Raw genomic sequence first — 22,133 nt, forward strand, 5'->3', positions numbered from 1 at the left:
AAATTACTAATTTAAAAATACCAATCAATCATCGTTTTTTTGTCACAAATGACAGCTTCAACATTCATTGATTGAACAATATATTCTATATTTTCTTCTTTAGCTAATAATAAGGTTGTAAAGGAATCGTATATACTCATAAACGCATACTCATTGTCTTCTCCAGTAATAATTAACTCATTATTGCTAATGTCCCAAATATCTAATGAAGTAGTATTATTTACCTGTAATAATCCGTTTGTATCAAGAATTGGTTCAGAGAAATATAGATTTTTTGCACCTTTAGAACCGAGGAGTTTAAGTAATTTGTGTAATAAAAATATAGACGTATAATCTTCTGTTGGATAATAAAGATCTTTTTTTAAGTTTGAATGTAGCTTTTCAGCTAAATCCTCTCTTTTATATTCTTCTGAAAAGGCACTAATGGAAGTCAACATGGCCATTGCTAGGTCTGCGTATGAATGTAATCCACTACAAGACATCATTTCCTTCCAAGAAACGGATTTCCCATTGTGAATGATTTCTTCAGCGCTAGGATAGATGTGCTCATATGGTCTTTTTCTCACAGACTTTTCCCATCCTAAAGGCATTTGGACAAATGGATGTAGCAATATAGCTGCAGATTTAAAATTACTTGGTAGTTGTTCTAAAATTGGTGATTTGTCATTTAGCCAAATGTAATCCAACAAAATATAACCTCCTCTTATACTTTGAAATGTACGGATTCCCGTATTATGTTTTTTTGTATTGATTGTATCAAATATAAAGCGAAGCATGAAATATGTCCCAACATAAAAGTAAGAATAAATAAAATGAAGTTTTCATAAATAGTAAAAGGGTGCTTATGTCATCAGTATAGCTAAAAAATGTTGTTACATATGAGAAGAGCGTGTTAATAAAATATGAGGTGGTTAAATGGGAAATGAGCAAGTGAAGTCTGTAAAGGAAGAAAAAAAGTTATGTCTTTGTATGATTGTCAAAAATGAGTCTAGAATTATGGAAAGATGTTTAAATGCAACAAAATCAATTGTAGATTATGTTTCTATTTGTGATACTGGATCGACGGATAATACGCCTGAAATTATAGAAAATTGGTGTAAGGAAAATGAGATACCTGGGACAGTTCATCATGAGCCGTTTAAAAACTTTGGTTATAACAGAAGCTTAGCAGTTTCATTAGCGCAAAAAACATATCCAGAAGCGGATTATTTATTAATATTAGATGCGGATATGATTTTAGAGGTTGATCCGAATTTCGATAAAACGAGCTTAACGGAAGATCATTATCTTACATTGCAATATGATGTTCATATTAAATATTGGCTTACACGTCTATTAAAAGCTTCTTTACCATGGAAATCTGTCGGTGTTACTCATGAGTATTGGGATATAGATCGCTCAAAAGTTGGAGCGAATTACAATACGAGGGTAGATCGGTTAGAGACTCTTGTCGTGAATGATCCCGGAGATGGCGGGAGTAAAGCTGATAAATTTGAAAGAGATGAGAGGTTGTTGTTACAAGGAATAAACGACCCAGAAACAACGCCAGATTTGCATATAAGATATTTATTTTATTTAGCCCAAACTTATTTTCATTTAAGTCAATTTGAAGATTCGATTAAATGGTATAAAAAACGAGTGGAAGCAGGGGGTTGGGTTGAAGAGGTATTCTATTCGTTATTGCGAATAGGGTTTTGTTATGAGCAGTTAGCAAATCGTTCAGCAAATAAACAAAATGAAGTGACAGATGCTGATGAAAAAGAAACTGTTAAAGGGCAAGAAGAGAAATATTTAGCATTAGCTGTTTTTTATTTTCAAAAAGCGTGGGAATATAGACCAACTCGGGCTGAACCATTATACCAACTTGCAAGGTTGTATCGATTACGATCTCAAAACAATATTGCTTTGATGTATGCTCTGCAAGGGAAGGAAATTCCTTTTCCAAAGGATGATCTTTTATTTGTAGATTATCATGTGTATGATTACTTATTTGACTATGAAATTTCTATTAGTGCTTTCTATATACCTCATAAAAAACATTTAGGGGCCGTGTCGCAAAAGTATTTGGAATCGATTAAAGAAGAGATTCCATTTCATATAGCAAATGTAGTAGAGAATAATGCGAAATTTTATTAAATACATTTTCGGTTAAAGGAGTAGTGGAGTAATCATGGAATTAATGCGATGGGCGATTGAACTAGGAGAATCGGTGCATGGAAATACGTATGAAGAATTAATGCCACTACTAGACTATTATTATGACCGTGATCATTTAAAAGCGTATTGTATCGCAAATCTTCTTTTAAACATGGATGTATTAGATGAACATCGTGAAAGAATCGAATTAAGAAGATGCATCGCTGCTTATTATGCTGGATTATATAAAGTAGCAAGAAAACATGCAAATGAGTTAGTGCTTAAACATCCGGATGTAGATTTATATAAAAATAATTTAAAATTAATGGAAGCTTATTTGAATAAAGAATATGATTATTGTCTTTTTATATGCCCAAAGACATACGGTAGTTTCATAGATGTTGCGCGAGCTTTAAAGTGGCGGTTGGAGCAGGAGGGAAATACAGTAATTATATCAGAAACAATACTAGAAAATGTAAAGAATACAGTTGTTTTTGGAGCACATACATACGCATATAACCCGAATCTTCTTCCGAAAGATGCAATTATTTATAATTTAGAACAGCTATACGAAGGAAGTCCATATGCGCACCCCCTTTATTTAATATTATTAAAAGATAGAGTGATTTGGGATTATAGTAAACAAAATATAGAATGGCTAAAACAAAAAGGGGTAGGAAAAGAAATAAAACATGTAAAAATGAACTATGCTCCAACTTTGGAAATAAAAAAAGATGCATTTGAAGATGACATTACTGAAGATATTGATATTCTGTTTATAGGTGCTCTTAATCCGAGGCGGCAAGCTATTTTTGATCATCTAAAAGCGATTGCCCCAAATTTAAATATAGTTTTTAAAAATAATGCGTGGGGAATTGTTAGAAATGAATTGATTGCTAGAGCTAAAATTATATTAAATATTCATTTTTACTTATCAGGAATTCTTGAAACACCTCGCGTGTCTTATGCAGTCGCAAATAAGAAATTTATTATTTCCGAAAATAGTAATCCAGAAGATGAGGTAGAGTGGCCGGGAATTGTATTTACTCCGTACGAAAAAATAATTGAAAACGTAATGAAATATATAGAATTACCAGAAGAACGGAAAAAATTAGCGGGAAAAGCATATAATCATTTTGAAGTAAATGAAAGTTTAGGTACATTGAGTCTGAGAGATGAAACGAAGTAATTGTGCGAAACTCATACGAAAGTATGAGTTCTTTTTTGTTTATCATACTATTTTATGAAACAAGTTAACTCTTTATATTGTGTTTTGTATAGAAATTTCTGATAATATATAAGTAGAACTTGAAAACAAAGGGGAGAAATAATCATGAAACTAGTCGTTATTAACGGTACACCAAGAAAATTTGGTAGAACTCGCGTGGTGGCAAAATATATTGCGGATCAATTTGAAGGGGAATTATATGATTTAGCAATTGAGGAGTTACCTTTATACAATGGAGAAGAGTCACAACGTGATTTAGAGGCAGTAAAAAAATTGAAAACGTTAGTGAAAGCTGCGGATGGGGTTGTATTATGTACACCAGAATATCATAATGCGATGAGCGGTGCGCTGAAAAACTCTTTAGATTACTTAAGTAGTAGTGAATTTATTCATAAACCAGTTGCGTTGTTAGCGGTTGCTGGTGGCGGTAAAGGTGGAATAAATGCATTAAACAGCATGCGAACGGTCGCTAGAGGTGTTTATGCAAATGCCATTCCAAAACAAGTTGTGCTTGATGGATTACATGTGCAAGATGGTGAACTTGGGGAAGATGCCAAACCATTAATTCATGATGTAGTTAAAGAATTAAAAGCATATATGAGCGTATATAAAGAGGTGAAAAAGCAACTAGGAGTGGAGTGATATGTCCTCACTTTATCATGATTCTCGATTGTATTACATTCTAGGGGCCAATAGTCTATCTGCTATTGGTTCCGGAATTGTTATGATAACGATTCCGTGGCTGTTAATTAAAGAGAGTGGAGGAGAGACAACGTTTGGTTATGTTTCTATCATTGCAACCCTCATTATGTTTTTATTAACACCATTCATTGGGCAAAGTATTAATCGTTTTTCAAGAAAATCTTTATTGCTATGTAACGAAGGAATCGGAATTGCCGTAATTGGAATAATGGTTATATGGGGATTTGCTGGGCAACCTTATCATTCTATTCACTATATTCTTATTTATATAGCCGGATCATTCTACTATTTATTATTTTATCCTACAATATTTGCGTTCAACCAAGAGATATTTCAAGCGGAACATTATAAAAGTTTAAGTGGAACGATGGAAATACAAGGACAGTTAACACAAGTTATTTCTGGAGCGGCCGCGAGCTTCTTAATTGAAATTGTATCTTTGAAGTGGATTTTGTTAGTAGACATGTTAACTTTTGCTGGAGCATTTTTTCTTTTCTTATGTATACCGTACGTAAAGAAAAAAGAAGTGAAAAGAAAAATAACATTTAAGAAGCAATTGTTTGAAGGAATTCACTTTATGAAAAAACGTCCTAAGCTCTTTTGGTTCTTACTGGCTACTTATATGCCGTTTATAGGTGTCATGATGGCAAATTATTTAATACCCGTGTATATTTCGGATATACTCAAAGCCAATGCCTCTGTATACGCAGTAGAGGGCACGATGTACGGTGTCGGAGCGGTTGTTGCAGGAATTTGTATTCCACTCATAATGAAATATGTCAAAACAGAAGTTTCAATCGTTATGACGATGTTCATTTATGTAATTTCAATTACCGCAATGAGTATTGAACCTTCCGTAATGTTGTTATATGGACTAGCGATTTTTCATGCAATTGGAAATGCGGGGACAAGAGTGGCGAGAAATGTATTGATGATGGAGGAAATTCCAAATGAAGTAATGGGACGTGTAGACAGCTTATTTCGCCTAATTGGTACTGGAATACGAATTTTATTATTAATGTTGTTTACAGCGGGTGTATCTAAAGTGGGAGTCATGCTGCCGTTTTACGTACTAAGCTGCATATTGATCTTCTCATTAGGAATCGCTATTTATTATGTACTATCACAACGTAAAGTAGCGGCGCATGTTTCTAATAAATCAATCGTTTGAAAAAACACTTCTGCCTCCCTTTCTTTTTCTATATAATAACAAGAAAGGGAGTGAATACTTATTTATGAACAAATGGATCTTTCTTATAATTTTATTATTACCGCCACTATACATCATTTATATGACGTTTCGAATGAACAAAGTTGCTCGTGAAAAGTTGAGCTATCACTCTCCGTACGTTCTTATACTGGGTGCAAAGTTATTTGGAGATAGACCGTCTTTATCTCTTCAAAATCGTTTGGATGTAGCGTTGGAGTATTTATTTTCCCATCCTGAAGCGAAAGTAATTGTTTCAGGTGGTCAAGGAGAAGATGAAGATATACCGGAAGCTCATAGCATGAGAAATTATTTAATGGTACACGGTATAGATGAGAGTCGTATTTTAATAGAAGATCAATCTACAAATACGTATGAAAACTTAAAATTTAGTATGGATTTATATAATGTGAAACATGCGGTAGTTGTAAGTAATACATATCATTTATATCGAACGAAAATAATTGCAAAGCGTTTAGGCATGAAGATGGAGGCGCTAGCTGCTGAAACACCAATTCGTTCTAAGAGAAAAATGTATGTTCGCGAATATGCTGCTATTATGAAAACAATATTGTTCGACCGTTAGAGCTCAAATGCGAGCTCTTTTTTAATTTAAAAGCGTATCATTTGAAATGAATGCCATATTCCATCAAAATAAAGGAAACAACAGTAAAGGAGTTGTGTTTGTGATTCAATTTAATCATGTGTCAAAATCGTATGAAGATGGCACGAAAGCAGTGGATTCATTGCATTTAGAAATTAAAAAGGGAGAATTTTTCGTTCTCATCGGTCCGAGTGGTTGCGGGAAAACAACGACAATGAAGATGATTAATCGTTTAATCGAAACGACTGAAGGATCGATTTTAATCGATGGAAAAGATATTCAACAATATAATATAAACGAATTACGTTGGGATATAGGATACGTGTTGCAGCAAATCGCTTTGTTTCCTCATATGACAATCGCTGAAAATATTGCAGTTGTTCCTGAAATGAGGCAATGGAGCAAAAAGGAAATAAAAGCACGCGTCGATGACTTGTTACATATGGTTGGATTAGATCCGGATATATATCGAGATCGTATGCCTGATGAATTGTCAGGAGGACAAAAACAACGTGTCGGTGTCGTGCGAGCATTAGCCGCAAACCCGAAAATCGTTCTTATGGATGAACCATTTAGTGCGTTAGATCCATTAAGTAGGGAACAGCTTCAGAAGGATATTGTACAGTTGCAAAAAAAGATTCAAAAAACAATCGTGTTCGTAACACATGATATGCAAGAAGCATTATCACTTGGAGATCGCATTTGTATTATGAAAGAAGGAAAAGTTGTTCAACTAGATACACCAGAAGGAATTATACATAATCCGAAAAATGAATTTGTAGAGGAGTTCATTGGAAATCGTGGACGAACTTGGTATGAGGAGAAAAGTGTAGCAGATGTATTGCCGCTTGATCAAAGTGTGCAATTAGAAGGGCAGGCACTATCATTACATTCTTCTTTACAAGAAGCGTTAGTTCGTGTGCGTGATGAGGAAATCGTTCCAGTTGAAGAAAACGGTCAATATATTGGAGCGTTAACAAGTCGTCATATCGTCAATTACATTGTTGAACAAATGAAGGAAAGAGGCTAAACAGTGACTAATTTTATACAAACGTTCCAAGAACGAAAAATAGAATTACTAACTGCATTAAGTGAGCATTTACAAATATCGCTTATTTCATTATTTTTTGCAGTAATTATAGCGGTGCCACTTGGCATTTTATTAACAAGAAAAGAACGAATGGCTGAATTTATAATAGGAACTTCTGCAGTAATGCAGACAGTGCCATCACTTGCATTACTCGGACTATTAATTCCGTTAGTAGGAATCGGAAAACTTCCAGCGATTATTGCATTAGTTGTGTATGCACTATTACCTATTTTACGAAATACATATACAGGAATAAGGGAATTAGATGAATCACTAATAGAAGCCGCGAGAGCTATGGGGATGAATAGTTGGAGAAGGCTGTGGAAGGTAGAGCTTCCTCTTGCATTGCCTATCATTATGGCCGGTATTCGTACAGCGATGGTATTAATTGTTGGAACGGCTACATTAGCAGCTCTCATTGGTGCTGGTGGGCTCGGTAAGCTTATCTTATTAGGCATAGATCGAAATGATCATGCACTTATCATTTTAGGGGCCGTACCAGCCGCGTTACTCGCTTTATTCTTTGATATAGTACTTCGCATACTTGAACGACCGAAACGCTCTTCTAAGCGTGTTATATTGATGATATGTATAGTTGTAGTAATGATTGCTTCTCCATTTCTTTGGAGTACAGAAAAGAAAGATATTGTTATTGCGGGCAAACTTGGATCAGAACCTGAAATTTTAATTCAAATGTATAAGCAGCTTATTGAACAAGATACCGATTTAAACGTACAATTAAAACCAGGTCTTGGAAAAACAGCATTTGTATTTGAAGCGTTGAAATCCGGGGAAGTAGATATATACCCAGAATTTTCAGGAACAGCTTTATCTACTTTCGTGAAAGAAGAACCAAAGAGCACAAATCGTGATGAAGTATATGATCAGGCTCGCATTGGAATGGAAAAGAAATATAATATGGTTATGTTGAAGCCAATGGAGTATAACAATACATATGCACTAGCCATGCCGAAAAAAATAGCAGATCAAAAGAATATAAATACAATTTCTGATTTAGGGAATGTTGCGCAGGAAGCCAAAGTAGGGTTTACATTGGAATTTGCTGATCGTGAAGATGGTTATAAAGGAATGCAAAAATTATATAACTATAAGTTCTCGAATGTTAAAACGATGGAGCCGAAGCTGCGTTATAGCGCAATTCAATCTGGAGATGTTAACGTAATTGATGCATATTCAACAGATAGTGAATTGGAGCAATACGGACTGAAAGTGCTAAAAGATGATAAAGGGTTATTCCCACCTTATCAAGGGGCACCATTATTAAGAAAAGAAACGTTACAGAAATATCCTGAACTTGAAAAGGTATTAAATAAATTATCTGGAAAGATTACAGATGAAGAAATGCGAAAAATGAATTATGAAGTTAACGTAAATGGTAAAAGTAGTGAAGAAGTCGCAAAACAATTTTTAGAAAAAGAGAATTTACTTCGTTAAATTTACAAGAAATATACAAATTTATATGTTTGAAATGACCGTTCATTACAAAATGAGCGGTTTTTTTGTGCATACTTATACATTTTTTCAAAAAAGTATTCCATTTTTGTTCATTTTCTTTTAGAATAAGTAATGTTTTCCTGAAAAAATATAAGAGAAACGTCTATTAGAGAAAAAGGTGACTTTAATAGTTGAACGAACATAACACCTAGAATGACAGATGGGGTGGTACAAATAGAAAAGAAGTTAGGATTTTTTCCGTTAATCGCATTAGTAGTTGGAACAATGGTTGGTGGAGGTGTTTTTAGTTTACCGCATGATTTAGCAGTAGGAGCAAACAGTGGTGCAATAATAATTGGCTGGTGTATTACAGCGATGGGAATGATTCCACTTGCGCTCGTATATCAAACGTTAGCAAGACAAAAACCGGAACTTGAAGGTGGAATTTATAGTTATGCACGTGCTGGTTTCGGTGAATATATTGGATTTAATAGTGCTTGGGGATATTGGCTAGCAGGAATCTTAGGTAATGTCGCAACAATTATGTTACTGTTTAGTACATTAGGTTATTTCTTTCCAATTTTCAAAGGAGGAAATAATGTTGCATCTATCGTTGGGGCATCACTTTTATTATGGACACTTCATTTTCTAATTTTATTTGGAATCCGTGAAGCTTCTATTATGAATGTTATCGCAACAATAGGGAAGTTAGTTCCAATCGTTTTATTTATTGTTGTAATGGTAACAGCCTTTCGCTGGGACACATTTACACATGATTTTTGGGGAGAAGGAACCTTCTCACTTTCCGCTATACTTGGTCAAGTGAAAAATACAATGCTTGTAACACTTTGGGTTTTCATTGGAGTTGAAGGAGCGGTTGTATTATCCGGAAGAGCGAAGAATAGCCGAGATGTTGGTAAGGCAACAGTAATGGGACTTATTTTAGTAATGTCCATATATATTTTAATTTCTGTTCTGTCAATGGGAGCGATGACAAGAAGCGAACTTTCTGTGCTAGAAACTCCGTCAATGGGACATGTATTAGAGCATGTTGTTGGTCCATGGGGTGCAGTTGCGATTAACATTGGGTTAGTTGCTTCACTTGTCGGTACATTAATTGGCTGGTTTTTACTTGTTTCTGAAATTTCTCATGTAGCCGGAAAAGATGGCGTATTTCCGAAAGTCTTTACGAAAACAAATAAAAAGCAAACACCGCACATGGCATTATGGATTTCAAATGGTGTTGCCCAAATTATATTTATCATCGTTCTGTTTTCAGAATCAACATATCAAATTATGTATTTCATTGCATCAACATCAATTTTATTACCATATTTATTATCAGCGTTATTCCAATTTAAATTAGTCATTACAAACGAGCTAAAAGACGCTAAATTAAAAAATGGAGCGTTAGCTTTAATTGCTTCTATTTACTCTGTATGGCTTCTTTATGCAGCTGGTTTAAAGAATTTACTACTAGTTTCAATTGTGTATGGAATTGGAATTATTGTTTACACGTTTGCAAGAAAAGAACAAGGGAACCGTTGCTTTGCAGGTGCAGAGAAATATGTGATGTGGGCAATTATTATTGCGGCTATCACATCACTGTATATGTTATTAACTGGAAATATAAAAATGTAAAAAGTCCTTTTCATTTAAAGGGCTTTTTTCTTTGTTTAGAGAATATTTACTACATAAGATATTCAGGAGGGATGAGAATGGAAGAAAAAGAACAGCTGTCTAGAATAATTGATTTAGCTAGTGAGTTAAGGAAAGTATTAGTGCAAGAATCTTTTTTTAATCATCATCCTGAGTTGAGAGGAGTCATTGAGAATTTAGCAAGTTCTGTTGAAAATTTAGCGGAATTGCAAAAAAGTAAAGATGAAAATGCTGAAGATCGATTACGTTACGTACTTGCTAAAATGAAAATTGCTCATAATGCAATTTTACAAGAGAAAAAAGCATTTCCTTCTCATTAATATACGTTTTAATTTTGAACCTGGCGGATAACGTCAGGTTTTTTATTTCTAGTTTTTCGTTTCTTTCATACACTAAGAATAGTATGAAAAAAGAAGGTGACTAAGGTGAAATTACATAAAGCTCTTCAGCCAAGTTTTATAAAACGAATGTACTATATGAGATTTTTAGGGGAATTTACAAAAGCTGAAAAAGAGAAGAGTGGAGAGAATTTCTTTGTACAATGCTTATCGCCAATACCATTCACTTTACAGGAACAATTTGCAAATGAACCCTATGTATTTGAAGGATTATGTAGTAATAAAAAGAATGAAAAAATCTTTTTGGAATTAAAGAAGAGGAAATTAGAAAAGCAATTAGTGATGTTTCGTCTTTATTATGAAAGAGGAAATGTATACGTGGAGTTAATATGTACAGAAGAACCGAAAGAAATAGCAAGCAGCTATAAAATGATTCCGGCACCTAAAGTTACAAATAATAAAAAAAGAGAATCTTTAGAACGAAAACTTAGCAACGGTTATTTATCATTTCTTATGCCAAAATTTCCGAAAGACTTTGAGCCTCCCGAATTATTGTGGCACGATGGAAGACTGTATGGAAACATATCCTTAAAGTCATCAATTAGCTCAATCGCATATTTTGAACAGAAACGTGAATGTAAATATATAAACTGCAGTGACTGGACGAAGTATGTAGAAATAGCGGTAGAAGATCAATTATATTTTGTAAGTGATCATGTGTATGAGCAATTAAAAAAACGAATGCATGAAGAAGGTAAGCTAGTTGAAGTAGAGGATATAAAAGTGCAAAAAGATGAATGGGAATGGGATGAGCGTGAATCGTCCTTTTTACAGTATGTACAAAGTATGGTGCATAATAAAGGGCTATATTTGGATGCAACGGATATATATAATTTCCATATAAGTGTAAAAACAAATATGTTAACGATTCTTGGTGGTATACCGGGCGTTGGGAAATCACGTTTTGTGCAAACTTATGCAGAAGCATTAGGATTACAGTATGGGGAAGAATTGGTTTGGATTCCAATTTCACCATCGTATCAAGAACCACATGATTTACTTGGTTACCTTCATCCAAATGGTACTTTTATTGAAAGTGAAACGAAGTTAGTTAGGACGTTAATGAAGGCGAAAGAAAATCCCAATCAACTGTATATAATCGTTTTTGATGAAATGAACATGTCACATATTGAGCATTGGTTTACTCCATTTTTATCTGTTCTTCAACTTGAAACAAAAAATCGTATTTTAAACTTGTATGAGGGTGTTCAGGACATTGAGAATTCAATTCCATCAACAATTGAAATTGGAGAAAATATTATATTTGTAGGTACTGTGAATTTTGATGAAACAACGAAAGAGCTCTCCGATCGATTATTAGACCGAACGAACTTAATAACGTTACAAAAAATTCCGTTTTGTGAGATGGGCATGGAACTGGGGAAAGTCGTATTACACCCACCTTTGAAAGTAACAGCGGGAGAATTTCGGATAAATTGGATGAGAAATAAAGCGATGATTGAAGTGTTTTCTGAAGAAGAATTAGAGCTATTAGATAAGTTGCATGTCGTATTGTCATCACATGATGCGTCTAAGGGAATTTCTTTCCGATGTGCAAACGCAATTGCGACTTATTTGCAAAATATACCGTTCCAAAATAACCATACCTATATGATTAGTAGAGAAGAAGGGTTTGATTTACAAATAAAGCAGCGTGTATTGACGAAAATCAGAGGGACCGAAATGATGGTTGGTTCTTTACTTTCTGAAGAAGCAAAAAGGGGAGCGACCTTAGTACCTCTTTTGCAATCTGCACTTGCAAACAGAGTATCTACATTTGAACACTCTTTAGCATATATACGAGAAAAACGTAGGGAACTGGAGCTGTATGGATATGCAAAATGAAGGGCGTTACGAAACAAAAATCGTTGATACGAATGAAACGCTCCCTTTTGTATTAAAGTTAATCATTGGAAATGAGGGGAAAGGAGATTATATTTTATTAAATCGTCTTTGTACATCTACTACAGCATTAGTTCAATGCATTTATAAAGTACAAGAATTAAAACCGATTAGATTGCAGTACAATTATGAAATCCCAATGAATATTACTTTTATATGGAATAAAGTATATGAGGGACAGAAAAATATAAAAGAGGCTCAATATGAAATAAATGAAAAAAAACAAAGAGTATTAATATATGAACATGGGAAAACAGAATTCTTTTATCCATGGCGCTGTGGTTTATACCATTTTGAAGTTCGTATAGAAGATACAACGTATTATGGTGCTTTTCAAATCGTACCGAAAAACTTTTTTGATGATCAATTTGAAATGATTCAAGACTATGTGAAGTCAATTTTAAATGAGTTGATTTTGGATAGAGGTTATTATAAAAAGACTTTCTCTGCACTTAGCGATATTGAGGATTCTTCTTATTTAGTGTTGCTTAGAAAGTTACCCCAAAAAATGAAGATGATAAAGCAAATCTTTAAGAAAATAGAATCAAGCTCAAAATTTATAAATGCATATAAATGGGAAGGAAAAGAGAGAAAGCCAACAAGAAAAGGAACCATAGTGGCAGAAAGAAAACCTTATGCAAAACATTATAATCGTAAGTTTATGGAACAAAAAAATAGTAAGGAAAATGCATTTCTTAAATATAAATCGATGCAATTTTATCATTATTTAATTGAAGCTAAAAGTTTTTTACGTCAAACAATTGAAATATTAGAAAGAGAAAAAAAGAAAAAATCAGAAGAGTTTCAAGCCGTAAAAACAATTATACAAACAATTGAGCGTAATGGATCAGTAACCGATAGAGAGAAGCAAAAATATAAAAATATACATTTACTAAAAGAAGCCGATTTACGAAAGAGCTCAATGAAAATACAAGAATATAAAATATTGGCGCACATTGTTCATGAAAATGTACAATATTTTCAAATGTTAATGCACTCCTCGTTTTGGAGGGAAGTTACTGAAACAAGTAACATGAACTTACATGATTTACCGATACCACATCAACAATTACTACATCATTTAGAAGTACTCCCGCAATATACGGATCAATCTCCATCGTTATTATTTGTTTATAAGCCAACGTTTTTAGTGTATGAATATTACGCTTTTTTTATCGTTATTTCAATTTTAGAGCAAATTGGTTTTGAGGCTAGAAATTCCATTCGTGAACAAATACAAGAACATTTTTATGTAGATGGATTACAAGATGGAACGACAGTAGTTTTACAACGAGATGATTTAAAGGTGCATGTCGCATTTAATGACTTAATTGAAACACATCCTCTTATTGCATTAAGTAAAGGGAGTAATTTTTACAATGGTGAGGATACGAAGAAGCCAGATATTCGCTTAGACTGTTATGTAAAAGAAGATGGGAAATACGTATATAAATCTTCTATTATTATTGAAGTGAAGTATAGTCCAATGTACAATATTTTTCAGCACGTCGGAAATACGAAAGCAACTGAGCAAATGTATAAGTATTGGTCTATAAAGTATGTAGAAGAACAGGATGGAAAGCGAGTCTATTATCGAAGGTCAATTTATGAAGTCATTTGTGTATATCCAGGAAGCCATATGCATAGTAAAAAAATTGAGTCTGGATGCGGTGTTTTCTTGCAGTTATATCCATATAAGACGAAACAAGGGGAAGAGAAATTAGCTGGAAAACACGGGATGGTACAAATTTTTGAAAAGTGGTTAAAAAGCATTGAGAAGTAAAAGAAATCCTTTTTCATAAAGGATTTTTTTAGATTAAGAAGAATTATATGCTGTATGGAAAGAAACATATTGTAAGTTAGATTTGAAAAGTGATACAAATGTGTTATTAAAAGGAATGTGAGCGCGGGATAAAAGTCGATTAAATTGGAATCTAATTCATTTTGCAGAATATAATAAGTAATAAATATTTTTAGTTGCATACGAAGATTTGTTCTTATATGATAGATAGTGAAAGCGTTATCAAAAAACAGAGCGACGATGGGAAAGGCGGTTAAATATGTTCCAGCGTGTTCAAACAAAGGAAGAACATTTTGGGTTCGAGCAACTATGGGGAGATTTTTGTGAAGAAAGAAACTTAATGTTCGTAGAACGTAATTTAAATCCATCACGATTTTTATTAATAGAAGATGAACATCCTATTGGTACAGTAGAATGTATTAAGTATACGGTACCTGAACAATCAAATTCTGAGTTTTTCTATCCGTTTTCTAAAAATGATTTAGTAAAAGATTTGAAGAATGTGTATGAAATAGGCAAGTTAAGTATTTCGAAAACGTCTCGTGGGAGAGGACATTTTAAAAGGTTAACAGCTATTTTATTTATACATGCGTTAGAAACAAAAGCTGAATGGTACATTGCAGCAGTAACAAAAAGAATGTATATGTATTTACTTACACTCGGTTTTCCAATTGAACCGATAGATAATCCATTTCAGTTTCATGATACTTTACAAGGTGTACCAGTAAGAATTCATGCTCGAAAAGGGGTTACGCATTTGTATTCTTTAAAAGAATTTCGTGATGTGATTCAAGGGAATGCTCATGCACAGGCATTAATTGCAGAATACAGTAAAAATATTATGTTAACGAAATAAAACGAAGTGAATATGTATAATAAAGAGAATAATATTTTTATAAGATATAACTCTTCATTAAAAAAGACCCTTATTATTTTAATAAGGGTCTAAAAATTATAATCCAAATATACTAAAAATCATTTTGCGGCGCTTCGGTTTCTTTTCTCGTTCGTATGTTGGTTTTGAATCAGGAGTAATATAAATGGGTTCTTCTTTCGTTAGGGCAGCTTCTAACTTTTGAATTCGTTCTAACATTTCCTCCATTTCACGACGGTGTTGTAAAAGTTGGTACGTGACGACATCATTTGCCTTATCTTGCATTTGTTCTTCCATTCGATCGAGTCTTCTCGTAATAGTGTTTAATTGATCAGCTAATTGTTCAAAATCATTCGATGATATGTTTTGAACAATTGTATTGACTTGAGTTTTTAATTCTTCAACCTCATTTGAGGAAGTTTTTTGAGTAGGTTGAGGATTTTGAGACTGCTCTATTTGAAATAGATGGTGTTCTAACATTTGATCGACATCATCTTGTGTAAAAATAAAGTGGCCATATTTGTTTTTTTCTATCGTAAGATTTAATTGTTGCGCGATCCGGACAACAGCCTTTGGGCTAACACCTAATTTTTTTGCGATAAATGGTGTTTTATATTCCAAAATAATCCCTCCTATATATATCCTGTTGAATGATTTCGAGCTATGAAGTAAGTTCCCTTCTAGTGCGACAAAAGAAGTGTGGAATCGGCAAAGAAAGTGTTTTTTCACGAAATTGAGTTGAGAAGAATAGTTCGTTTAAATAAAAAAATTTTATCGTAACATTTAGAATAATTTGACGAGTGTAAATGAATTAGATTATCATAATGATAAATATCTTTTTTATGTATGCATATAATATATAAAAAGGTGGTTGCTAATGTAGAATTTTGTTAGAGTATTAGAATGCTTACTTCACTTGAATAAAATTAAGTAGGAGGTGGCTTCCTTGCTTACAATGTAAGTAAGGAAAAGTATTTGGACATATATAGTATAAGTATAGTGATTGTTTTAATTGCCTTAACGGCATTTTTCGTTGCAGCAGAATTTGCAATTGTTAAAGTGAGAAGTTCACGAATTGACTATTTAATTGCAGAAGGAAATAATCGTGCAACATCGGTCAAAACAGTCATTACAAACTTAGACGAATATTTATCTGCTTGTCAGTTAGGAATTACTGTTACAGCTTTAGGAATTGGGTGGTTTGGTAAACCTGCGTTAAAGCAAATGTTTGATACGCTTTTTGCAAATTGGAATATCTCTACTCAACTAGCAGACATTTTTGCTGTAACTTTAGTATTTTTGTTAATTACTTTTTTACATGTTGTAATAGGGGAATTGGCCCCAAAAACATTTGCAATTCAAAAATCTGAACAAGTGAGTTTGCTTGTTTCTAAGCCGTTAATTTTCTTTTATCGTATTGCATTCCCATTCATTTGGCTATTAAATGGTTCAGCTCGAATCATTACGAAGCTGCTAGGGCTGAAACCGCCGAAGGGGCATGATGAGGTTCATTCAGAAGAAGAATTACGGTTGTTAGTTTCAGAAAGTTATAAAAATGGTGAGATTAATCAATCTGAATATAAATATGTAAATAAAATTTTTGAATTTGATGATCGGATTGCAAAAGAAATAATGGTACCTCGAACTGAAATGAATATTATAAGTAAAGAAATGCCTGCTGAAGAAGCTTTGCAAAAAATGTCTCGCGAAAAATATACAAGGTATCCAGTTGTTGATGGTGACAAAGACCACGTAATAGGTTTTGTGAATTTTAAAGATATTTTTACTGAGTTTGTACAACATAAAGCTGTTAATAAGAAGACAGTAGAGCAATATATGAGACCAATTATTTTAGTTATCGATTCTATTCCAATTCATGATTTGTTTTTAAAAATGCAAAAAGAAAGAACACATATTGCTATATTGATAGATGAATATGGTGGGACATCTGGACTTGTTACTGTTGAAGATATTTTGGAAGAAATTGTTGGAGATATTCAGGATGAGTTTGATACGGATGAGCAGCCAGAAATTCAAAAGGTTAGTGAAACGAAGACGATACTAGAGGGAAAAGTACTTGTTAGTGAAGTGAATACGTTATTTGGTTTAGGGATTGATGATGATGGTGTTGATACAATCGGTGGTTGGATTTTAACGAAGAATATAGAGATTGCTGAAGAGGATTCCGTTGAAATTGAAAATTATAAGTTTTGTGTGAAAGAATTAGATGGACATTATATAAAAAGATTAGAAGTTACAAAGATAGTAGAATCGATTGTTATTTTAGAAGATGAAAAACAAATTTCGTTACAAGAGCAAATTAGCTCGTAAACTCTGCTATATAGCAGAGTTTTTTTGAGCATAATGTTTTTTGAGGGATAAGGGCTATGATACAATGACATAAGTTGAAACCTTCACTAGGTGAAGTATTGTTGTATACATATATTTGGAAGGAGAAGAAGTATGAAAAAGCATTTATATATAAACGGAAATTGGAAATCTGTAAACACGTATAAACCATTATACGCACCATATTCTGAAGAAACATTAGCGGAAATTGCACAAGGAACGGAAGAAGATGTAAAAGAGGCTGTTACTGCTGCAAAAAATGCAATGATAAAAATGAATAAATTATCTGCATATGATCGTGCGACTATTTTAGAGAAAGTTGCACAAAAAATGGATGAAAGAAGAGAAGAATTTGCAGAGATTATTGCAAAAGAAGCTGCAAAACCAATACGTGCTGCAAGGGGAGAAGTAGATCGTACTGTTCAAACGTACAAATTTGCAGCTGAAGAAGCGAAGCGTATATATGGTGAGACATTGCCATTAGACGCCGCACCTGGTGCGGATGGGCGTATTGCATATACAATCCGAAAGCCGATTGGGGTTATAGGGGCTATTACACCATTTAATTTCCCGTTAAATTTAGTAGCGCATAAAGTTGGACCAGCAATTGCTGCTGGAAATACAGTTGTATTAAAGCCAGCTGATCAAACGCCATTATCATCTTATGCATTAGTTGAGTTATTTGAAGAGGCAGGATTGCCAAATGGAGCTTTAAATATCATTTCTGGCCCTGGCGTCACGGTTGGTGAGGCAATCGTCAAAAATGATTACGTTGCTTCTATTACTTTTACTGGAAGTCCAAAAGTTGGAATCGGAATAAAACAAAAGGCTCGGCTAAAACGAGTTACGTTAGAACTAGGCTCAAATGCTGCTGTTATTATTGATGAAGATGTAGAGTTAACAGATGAAATAATTGAACGTGTAAAATGGGGAGCATTTGTTAATAATGGGCAAGTTTGTATTTCCGTACAACGTGTTTTTGTACATGAAACGAAAATGCATGAATTTCTCTCGAAGCTAAAGAAAGCGATGGAATCAGTTGTTGTTGGTGATCCACTGCTTGAGGAAACGGATGTATCAGCTTTAATTTCAAAAAAAGATGTAGAGCGAATTGATATGTGGGTTCAAGAAGCAATTAAGGAAGGAGCAACTGTTTTATGCGGTGGTAAGAAGCGGGATGCAAGAATTTTTGAACCAACTGTATTAACAAATGTTCCAGATCATGTATCTGTGCAGTGCCAAGAAGTATTCGGTCCACTCATGACAGTAAATACATTTAAAGAATTTGATGAAGCGATTGAGCAAGTAAATAATTCGCGTTACGGCTTACAGGCAGGAGTATTTACAAATAATTTATTTAAAGCAATGCGTGCAATTGATGAGCTAGAGGTTGGTGGTGTCATGATTAATGATATTCCAACGTTCAGAGTAGATCATATGCCTTATGGTGGTGTGAAAGAAAGTGGCACGGGGCGCGAAGGAATTAAATATGCAATAGAAGAAATGACAGAAATGAAATTAGTATGTATTAAAAAATAAAATAGAAAACTTAAAATTTGCGCTAAAAAACGAGTAGGGAATGTTTACGATTCCATACTCGTTTTTTTACGCTTTTAGTAACTATTTAATTAAGTGTAACTTTTACTTCATTTCTTGTTTGAAAATAGTATCTTCTACATAAATTTGTTCTTTATCTACAGCAGTAGCATGAGTTAATACTAAACCGATTGGTGTTTCTGTATCTTTATTTTGAACAATTGTAAAAGGAACATTTTTTTCGTTTGCTAATTTAATGTATTTTGATAAATGTGGGTAAGCAATGCTACCATTTAGGAGGAGTTGTAATGATTGAGAAGAGCGCATGCTACCTGCCACTTCAGAGTATACATTACTTTGCATTACTTGACCGATCGTTAAAGCGATTTCTACACGCTCACGTAATGTAGTTAAATACATATTACGTTCTTCTGGTTTGTTTTGCTTTTGGCCGTAAATGCCTTCTTGGAGATAATCTTCCACATTTTTATTTACCATATTTTTCACACCTTTCATTTTCTATTGTACGCAAGAATTAAAAATGATGCAAAAAAAAGTCGTTTTGACTACGGAAATAATGAAAATATGTGAAGGAAAAAGGGAATTTGCATACAATTAGTTAAATAAGAAAGAAAAAATAATTTTATCAACAGAAATTAACAAAATGTGACAAAAATCTATTAACGAATCGTATTTTTTGTGTTAATATTCAAAATATAAAGGGTATTCGTCGTATGGAAATGGAGGGAATGGAGGTTTTTCCAATCGATAAGGATATTAAAGAAATATTTTGTTCACACTTGAAAAACAATAGGCACCAATTCGTAGAGAACTGGAAAAACAAAATGATAATTTCCGAAAAAGATCCATTTAAACTAGAAGTAGTTCAAAATGGAGAGGATTTACTAGAGTTAATTATCGAACTTACTATGGAAGATAAAGATATAAATTATCTTCAACCGTTATGCGAGAAAATTGCTATTGAACGTGCTGGAGCAGATGCGAATATTGGAGATTTTGTTTATAACGCAAACGTGGGAAGAAATGAACTTTTCGAAGCGATGTGTGAATTAGATGTTAGCGCTCGTGAATTGAAACCAATTATGGCAAAAATACATACTTGTTTTGACAAATTAATTTATTATACTGTTTTAAAATACTCGGAAATTATATCGAAGAATTTAGAGGAAAAACAGCAATATATTAACGAAACACATAAAGAAAGGCTGACGATTCTAGGACAAATGTCAGCTAGTTTTGTACATGAATTTCGTAATCCGCTTACTTCCATTATGGGGTTTGTCAAATTATTAAAGGCAGATCATCCGAGTTTATCGTATTTAGATATTATTTCGCATGAATTAGATCAATTAAATTTTCGCATTTCGCAATTTTTACTCGTATCGAAAAAAGAAATGTGGAATGAATCGGAACGGTTTTGGCTTAATGACTTGTTTCAAGACATTATACAATTCTTATATCCGAGTTTGGTCAATGCGAATGTTTTGATTGAAAAGAATTTACCGTATCCAATTCCGCTTGTTGGTTATCGAAGTGAAGTGAGACAAGTATTTTTAAACATATTAATGAATTCAATTGATGCTCTTGAATCAATGAAAGAAGAACGAAAAATTATCATTGATGTATTTGAAGAAGATCAAGCTATTCGAATTGTGATAAAAAATAATGGACCAATGATTCCAGCTGAAAATGTAGAAACGATTTTTGAACCATTTGTAACTACTAAAAAGTTAGGAACTGGTATTGGATTATTTGTATGTAAACAAATTGTGGAAAAACATAATGGATCCATTATGTGTCGATCAGATAACGATTGGACAGAATTTCAAATTGCATTTCAAAAATAAACAGTCTACACCAAATGAATGGTGTAGACTGTTTTAATTTGTAAGTATAACGGCTTCTAATTTAGGATCTTTAGTTGAATAACCTACTATTGAAATTGTATAAATAACATTTGGTTCAACATTGAATTTCGGAATAGTCAATAAAACGTTTTTATTATCTGCGAGTGAAATTTCAATATCTGCTGTACCAGGGCTAACTTGTAAAAAATCTGTTATTTGTTTAAAGAGTACATTTTCAAATAAATGATCTCCATCTTTTAAATCTACATTTACAACAGGGGTATCTGGAGAGAAATGTGCAAAGCGTATTTTAGCTTGACCAGCTGGTAAATGTGTATTATCAAGTATAGGTTGTAATTGTAGGTGATTATCACTATTTATTGCAGCAAGAGTATAAGTATGATTTCCCATTATTGGTACCAATGCTGAAAAGATTGGAGTTTCATTTCCGACAGGGACAATATCTATACGGTATTTACCTTGCACTAATGATAAATAAGGGCTGAATTGCTTAAATGAAATACTTTTAATAACCTTTTGTCCGTTTACTAAAATATCAACCGCTGATATATTTGGATCGGCATGAAAAATTCTTATATGTGACGGTAAAGCAGCTTCTTGTGAATCCCTTTTCTCATGCGCCTGTACAAGTTTTGAAAGTGCATCGCAATATTTCATATATAATTCTATATATTTTTTAGGATTACGAAACTGATAGTAACGTGCGAGCTGTTCGTATTGCGTAACTTCTTGTCCATATTTTTCAATTTCAGATTGAGACATGAACATTCCTCCTTTGTCATCATTAAAACTATATGCGAAGCAAGAAAGCGGTTATGCGAAAAAAATAATTTTATAAAGGGAAAATTAAAAATTGACAACAAATATGTTTTCATAAAGAGGTGCTGGTGCTTATGAGTATTTGGCAGAGTAAAGCAGTACATATGACTGCACGAAAGTAAAATAAATGCCAAATTGAAACTGCATTTCAATTAACATATTGAATACATGTCCAGCAATCGCTAGAAAACTAGAGTTTTTTTTAATTATAGGCAAATACACATACAAAGTGATAATTGTCCTACATAAATTATAAAGGAAAGGTAGTTTGAATCTGAGGAAAGGGGTGCCACTTCGGGATAGGGATATCCCGATAGTAATTGTGAATGAAGTTATGAAAAGGTTTTGTCTTATAGGCTGTAGGATGAATTTGTAAACATGATTTTTCTATTTATTTTAGCAATTGACAGTATTAACCCATAAGAGAGCGTCATGACGAACTGATTAGTGTGGTTAATCGGTTCTTTTTTTATAGTTTAAAAAT

19 protein-coding genes are annotated in these 22,133 nt (G+C 33.3%); 15 read left to right on the forward strand and 4 right to left on the reverse strand.

Annotated elements, in window-relative coordinates:
• Positions 1–11: 11 nt before the first annotated feature.
• A complete protein-coding gene (locus BUA87_RS02475) occupies positions 12–776 on the reverse strand; it encodes a DUF2711 domain-containing protein (RefSeq protein WP_072938323.1) in 765 nt (254 codons plus the stop codon).
• Positions 777–915: 139 nt separating this feature from the next.
• On the opposite strand from BUA87_RS02475, the gene BUA87_RS02480 reads away from it, so the two are divergent.
• From BUA87_RS02480 to BUA87_RS02535, 12 genes are all read left to right on the forward strand, one after another.
• Positions 916–2,136 (forward strand): glycosyltransferase, encoded by a 1,221-nt coding sequence (locus BUA87_RS02480; protein ID WP_065228786.1) that lies wholly within the window; start codon positions 916–918, stop codon positions 2,134–2,136.
• A 34-nt stretch (positions 2,137–2,170) separates the two neighbouring features.
• Complete coding sequence (locus BUA87_RS02485; RefSeq protein ID WP_072938326.1) at positions 2,171–3,325, forward strand: CgeB family protein; 1,155 nt, start codon at positions 2,171–2,173, stop codon at positions 3,323–3,325.
• A gap of 144 nt (positions 3,326–3,469) precedes the next feature.
• A complete protein-coding gene (locus BUA87_RS02490; protein ID WP_000780355.1) occupies positions 3,470–4,006 on the forward strand; it encodes an NADPH-dependent FMN reductase in 537 nt (178 codons plus the stop codon).
• 1 nt (position 4,007) lies between these two features.
• Positions 4,008–5,237 carry an MFS transporter gene (locus tag BUA87_RS02495; protein WP_072938329.1) on the forward strand — a complete coding sequence of 410 codons (1,230 nt, stop codon included), beginning with the start codon at positions 4,008–4,010 and terminating at the stop codon, positions 5,235–5,237.
• A gap of 64 nt (positions 5,238–5,301) precedes the next feature.
• On the forward strand, positions 5,302–5,859 hold the full coding sequence (locus tag BUA87_RS02500; RefSeq protein ID WP_001045713.1) for a YdcF family protein: 558 nt from the start codon (positions 5,302–5,304) through the stop codon (positions 5,857–5,859).
• A 100-nt stretch (positions 5,860–5,959) separates the two neighbouring features.
• A complete protein-coding gene (locus BUA87_RS02505) occupies positions 5,960–6,907 on the forward strand; it encodes an ABC transporter ATP-binding protein (protein WP_000614076.1) in 948 nt (315 codons plus the stop codon).
• 3 nt (positions 6,908–6,910) lie between these two features.
• A complete protein-coding gene (locus tag BUA87_RS02510; protein WP_072938331.1) occupies positions 6,911–8,422 on the forward strand; it encodes an ABC transporter permease/substrate-binding protein in 1,512 nt (503 codons plus the stop codon).
• 213 nt (positions 8,423–8,635) lie between these two features.
• Complete coding sequence (locus tag BUA87_RS02515; protein WP_000129441.1) at positions 8,636–10,063, forward strand: basic amino acid/polyamine antiporter; 1,428 nt, start codon at positions 8,636–8,638, stop codon at positions 10,061–10,063.
• A gap of 77 nt (positions 10,064–10,140) precedes the next feature.
• Positions 10,141–10,401 carry a hypothetical protein gene (locus BUA87_RS02520; RefSeq protein WP_000391447.1) on the forward strand — a complete coding sequence of 87 codons (261 nt, stop codon included), beginning with the start codon at positions 10,141–10,143 and terminating at the stop codon, positions 10,399–10,401.
• Positions 10,402–10,506: 105 nt separating this feature from the next.
• The gene (locus BUA87_RS02525) at positions 10,507–12,324 is read left to right on the forward strand and encodes an AAA family ATPase (protein ID WP_071714346.1); all 1,818 of its coding nucleotides are present in this window, start codon (positions 10,507–10,509) and stop codon (positions 12,322–12,324) included.
• Positions 12,314–14,164, forward strand: coding sequence for a hypothetical protein (locus BUA87_RS02530; RefSeq protein ID WP_001178725.1), 1,851 nt, complete (start codon positions 12,314–12,316; stop codon positions 14,162–14,164). Before BUA87_RS02525 ends, BUA87_RS02530 begins: the two co-directional genes overlap by 11 nt.
• Before the next feature lie 277 nt (positions 14,165–14,441).
• Complete coding sequence (locus BUA87_RS02535; RefSeq protein WP_000487795.1) at positions 14,442–15,038, forward strand: hypothetical protein; 597 nt, start codon at positions 14,442–14,444, stop codon at positions 15,036–15,038.
• A 96-nt stretch (positions 15,039–15,134) separates the two neighbouring features.
• On the opposite strand, the gene racA is transcribed toward BUA87_RS02535, so the two are convergent.
• A complete protein-coding gene (gene racA / locus BUA87_RS02540; RefSeq protein WP_000456013.1) occupies positions 15,135–15,677 on the reverse strand; it encodes a chromosome-anchoring protein RacA in 543 nt (180 codons plus the stop codon).
• A 354-nt stretch (positions 15,678–16,031) separates the two neighbouring features.
• Here racA and BUA87_RS02545 point away from each other — a divergent pair, with 354 nt between their 5' ends.
• Together BUA87_RS02545 and BUA87_RS02550 are read left to right on the forward strand one after the other, a co-directional pair.
• The gene (locus BUA87_RS02545) at positions 16,032–17,387 is read left to right on the forward strand and encodes a hemolysin family protein (protein ID WP_000356253.1); all 1,356 of its coding nucleotides are present in this window, start codon (positions 16,032–16,034) and stop codon (positions 17,385–17,387) included.
• Positions 17,388–17,519: 132 nt separating this feature from the next.
• On the forward strand, positions 17,520–18,944 hold the full coding sequence (locus BUA87_RS02550; RefSeq protein WP_000716481.1) for an aldehyde dehydrogenase family protein: 1,425 nt from the start codon (positions 17,520–17,522) through the stop codon (positions 18,942–18,944).
• A gap of 102 nt (positions 18,945–19,046) precedes the next feature.
• Here the strand turns inward: BUA87_RS02550 and BUA87_RS02555 are convergent, their stop codons facing one another.
• Entirely contained in the window at positions 19,047–19,439 is a 393-nt protein-coding gene (locus BUA87_RS02555) for a YueI family protein (RefSeq protein WP_000247562.1), read from the reverse strand.
• A gap of 236 nt (positions 19,440–19,675) precedes the next feature.
• On the opposite strand from BUA87_RS02555, the gene BUA87_RS02560 reads away from it, so the two are divergent.
• A complete protein-coding gene (locus BUA87_RS02560) occupies positions 19,676–20,809 on the forward strand; it encodes a BA2291 family sporulation histidine kinase (RefSeq protein ID WP_000425086.1) in 1,134 nt (377 codons plus the stop codon).
• A gap of 33 nt (positions 20,810–20,842) precedes the next feature.
• Here BUA87_RS02560 and BUA87_RS02565 read toward each other — a convergent pair whose 3' ends face one another.
• Positions 20,843–21,592, reverse strand: a complete 750-nt coding sequence (locus BUA87_RS02565) for a DUF4397 domain-containing protein (protein ID WP_000083276.1) — start codon at positions 21,590–21,592, stop codon at positions 20,843–20,845.
• Between the last annotated feature and the right edge of the window lie 541 nt (positions 21,593–22,133).

Source organism: Bacillus sp. bc15 (genome assembly GCF_900142585.1).
GTDB lineage: Bacteria > Bacillota > Bacilli > Bacillales > Bacillaceae_G > Bacillus_A > Bacillus_A cereus.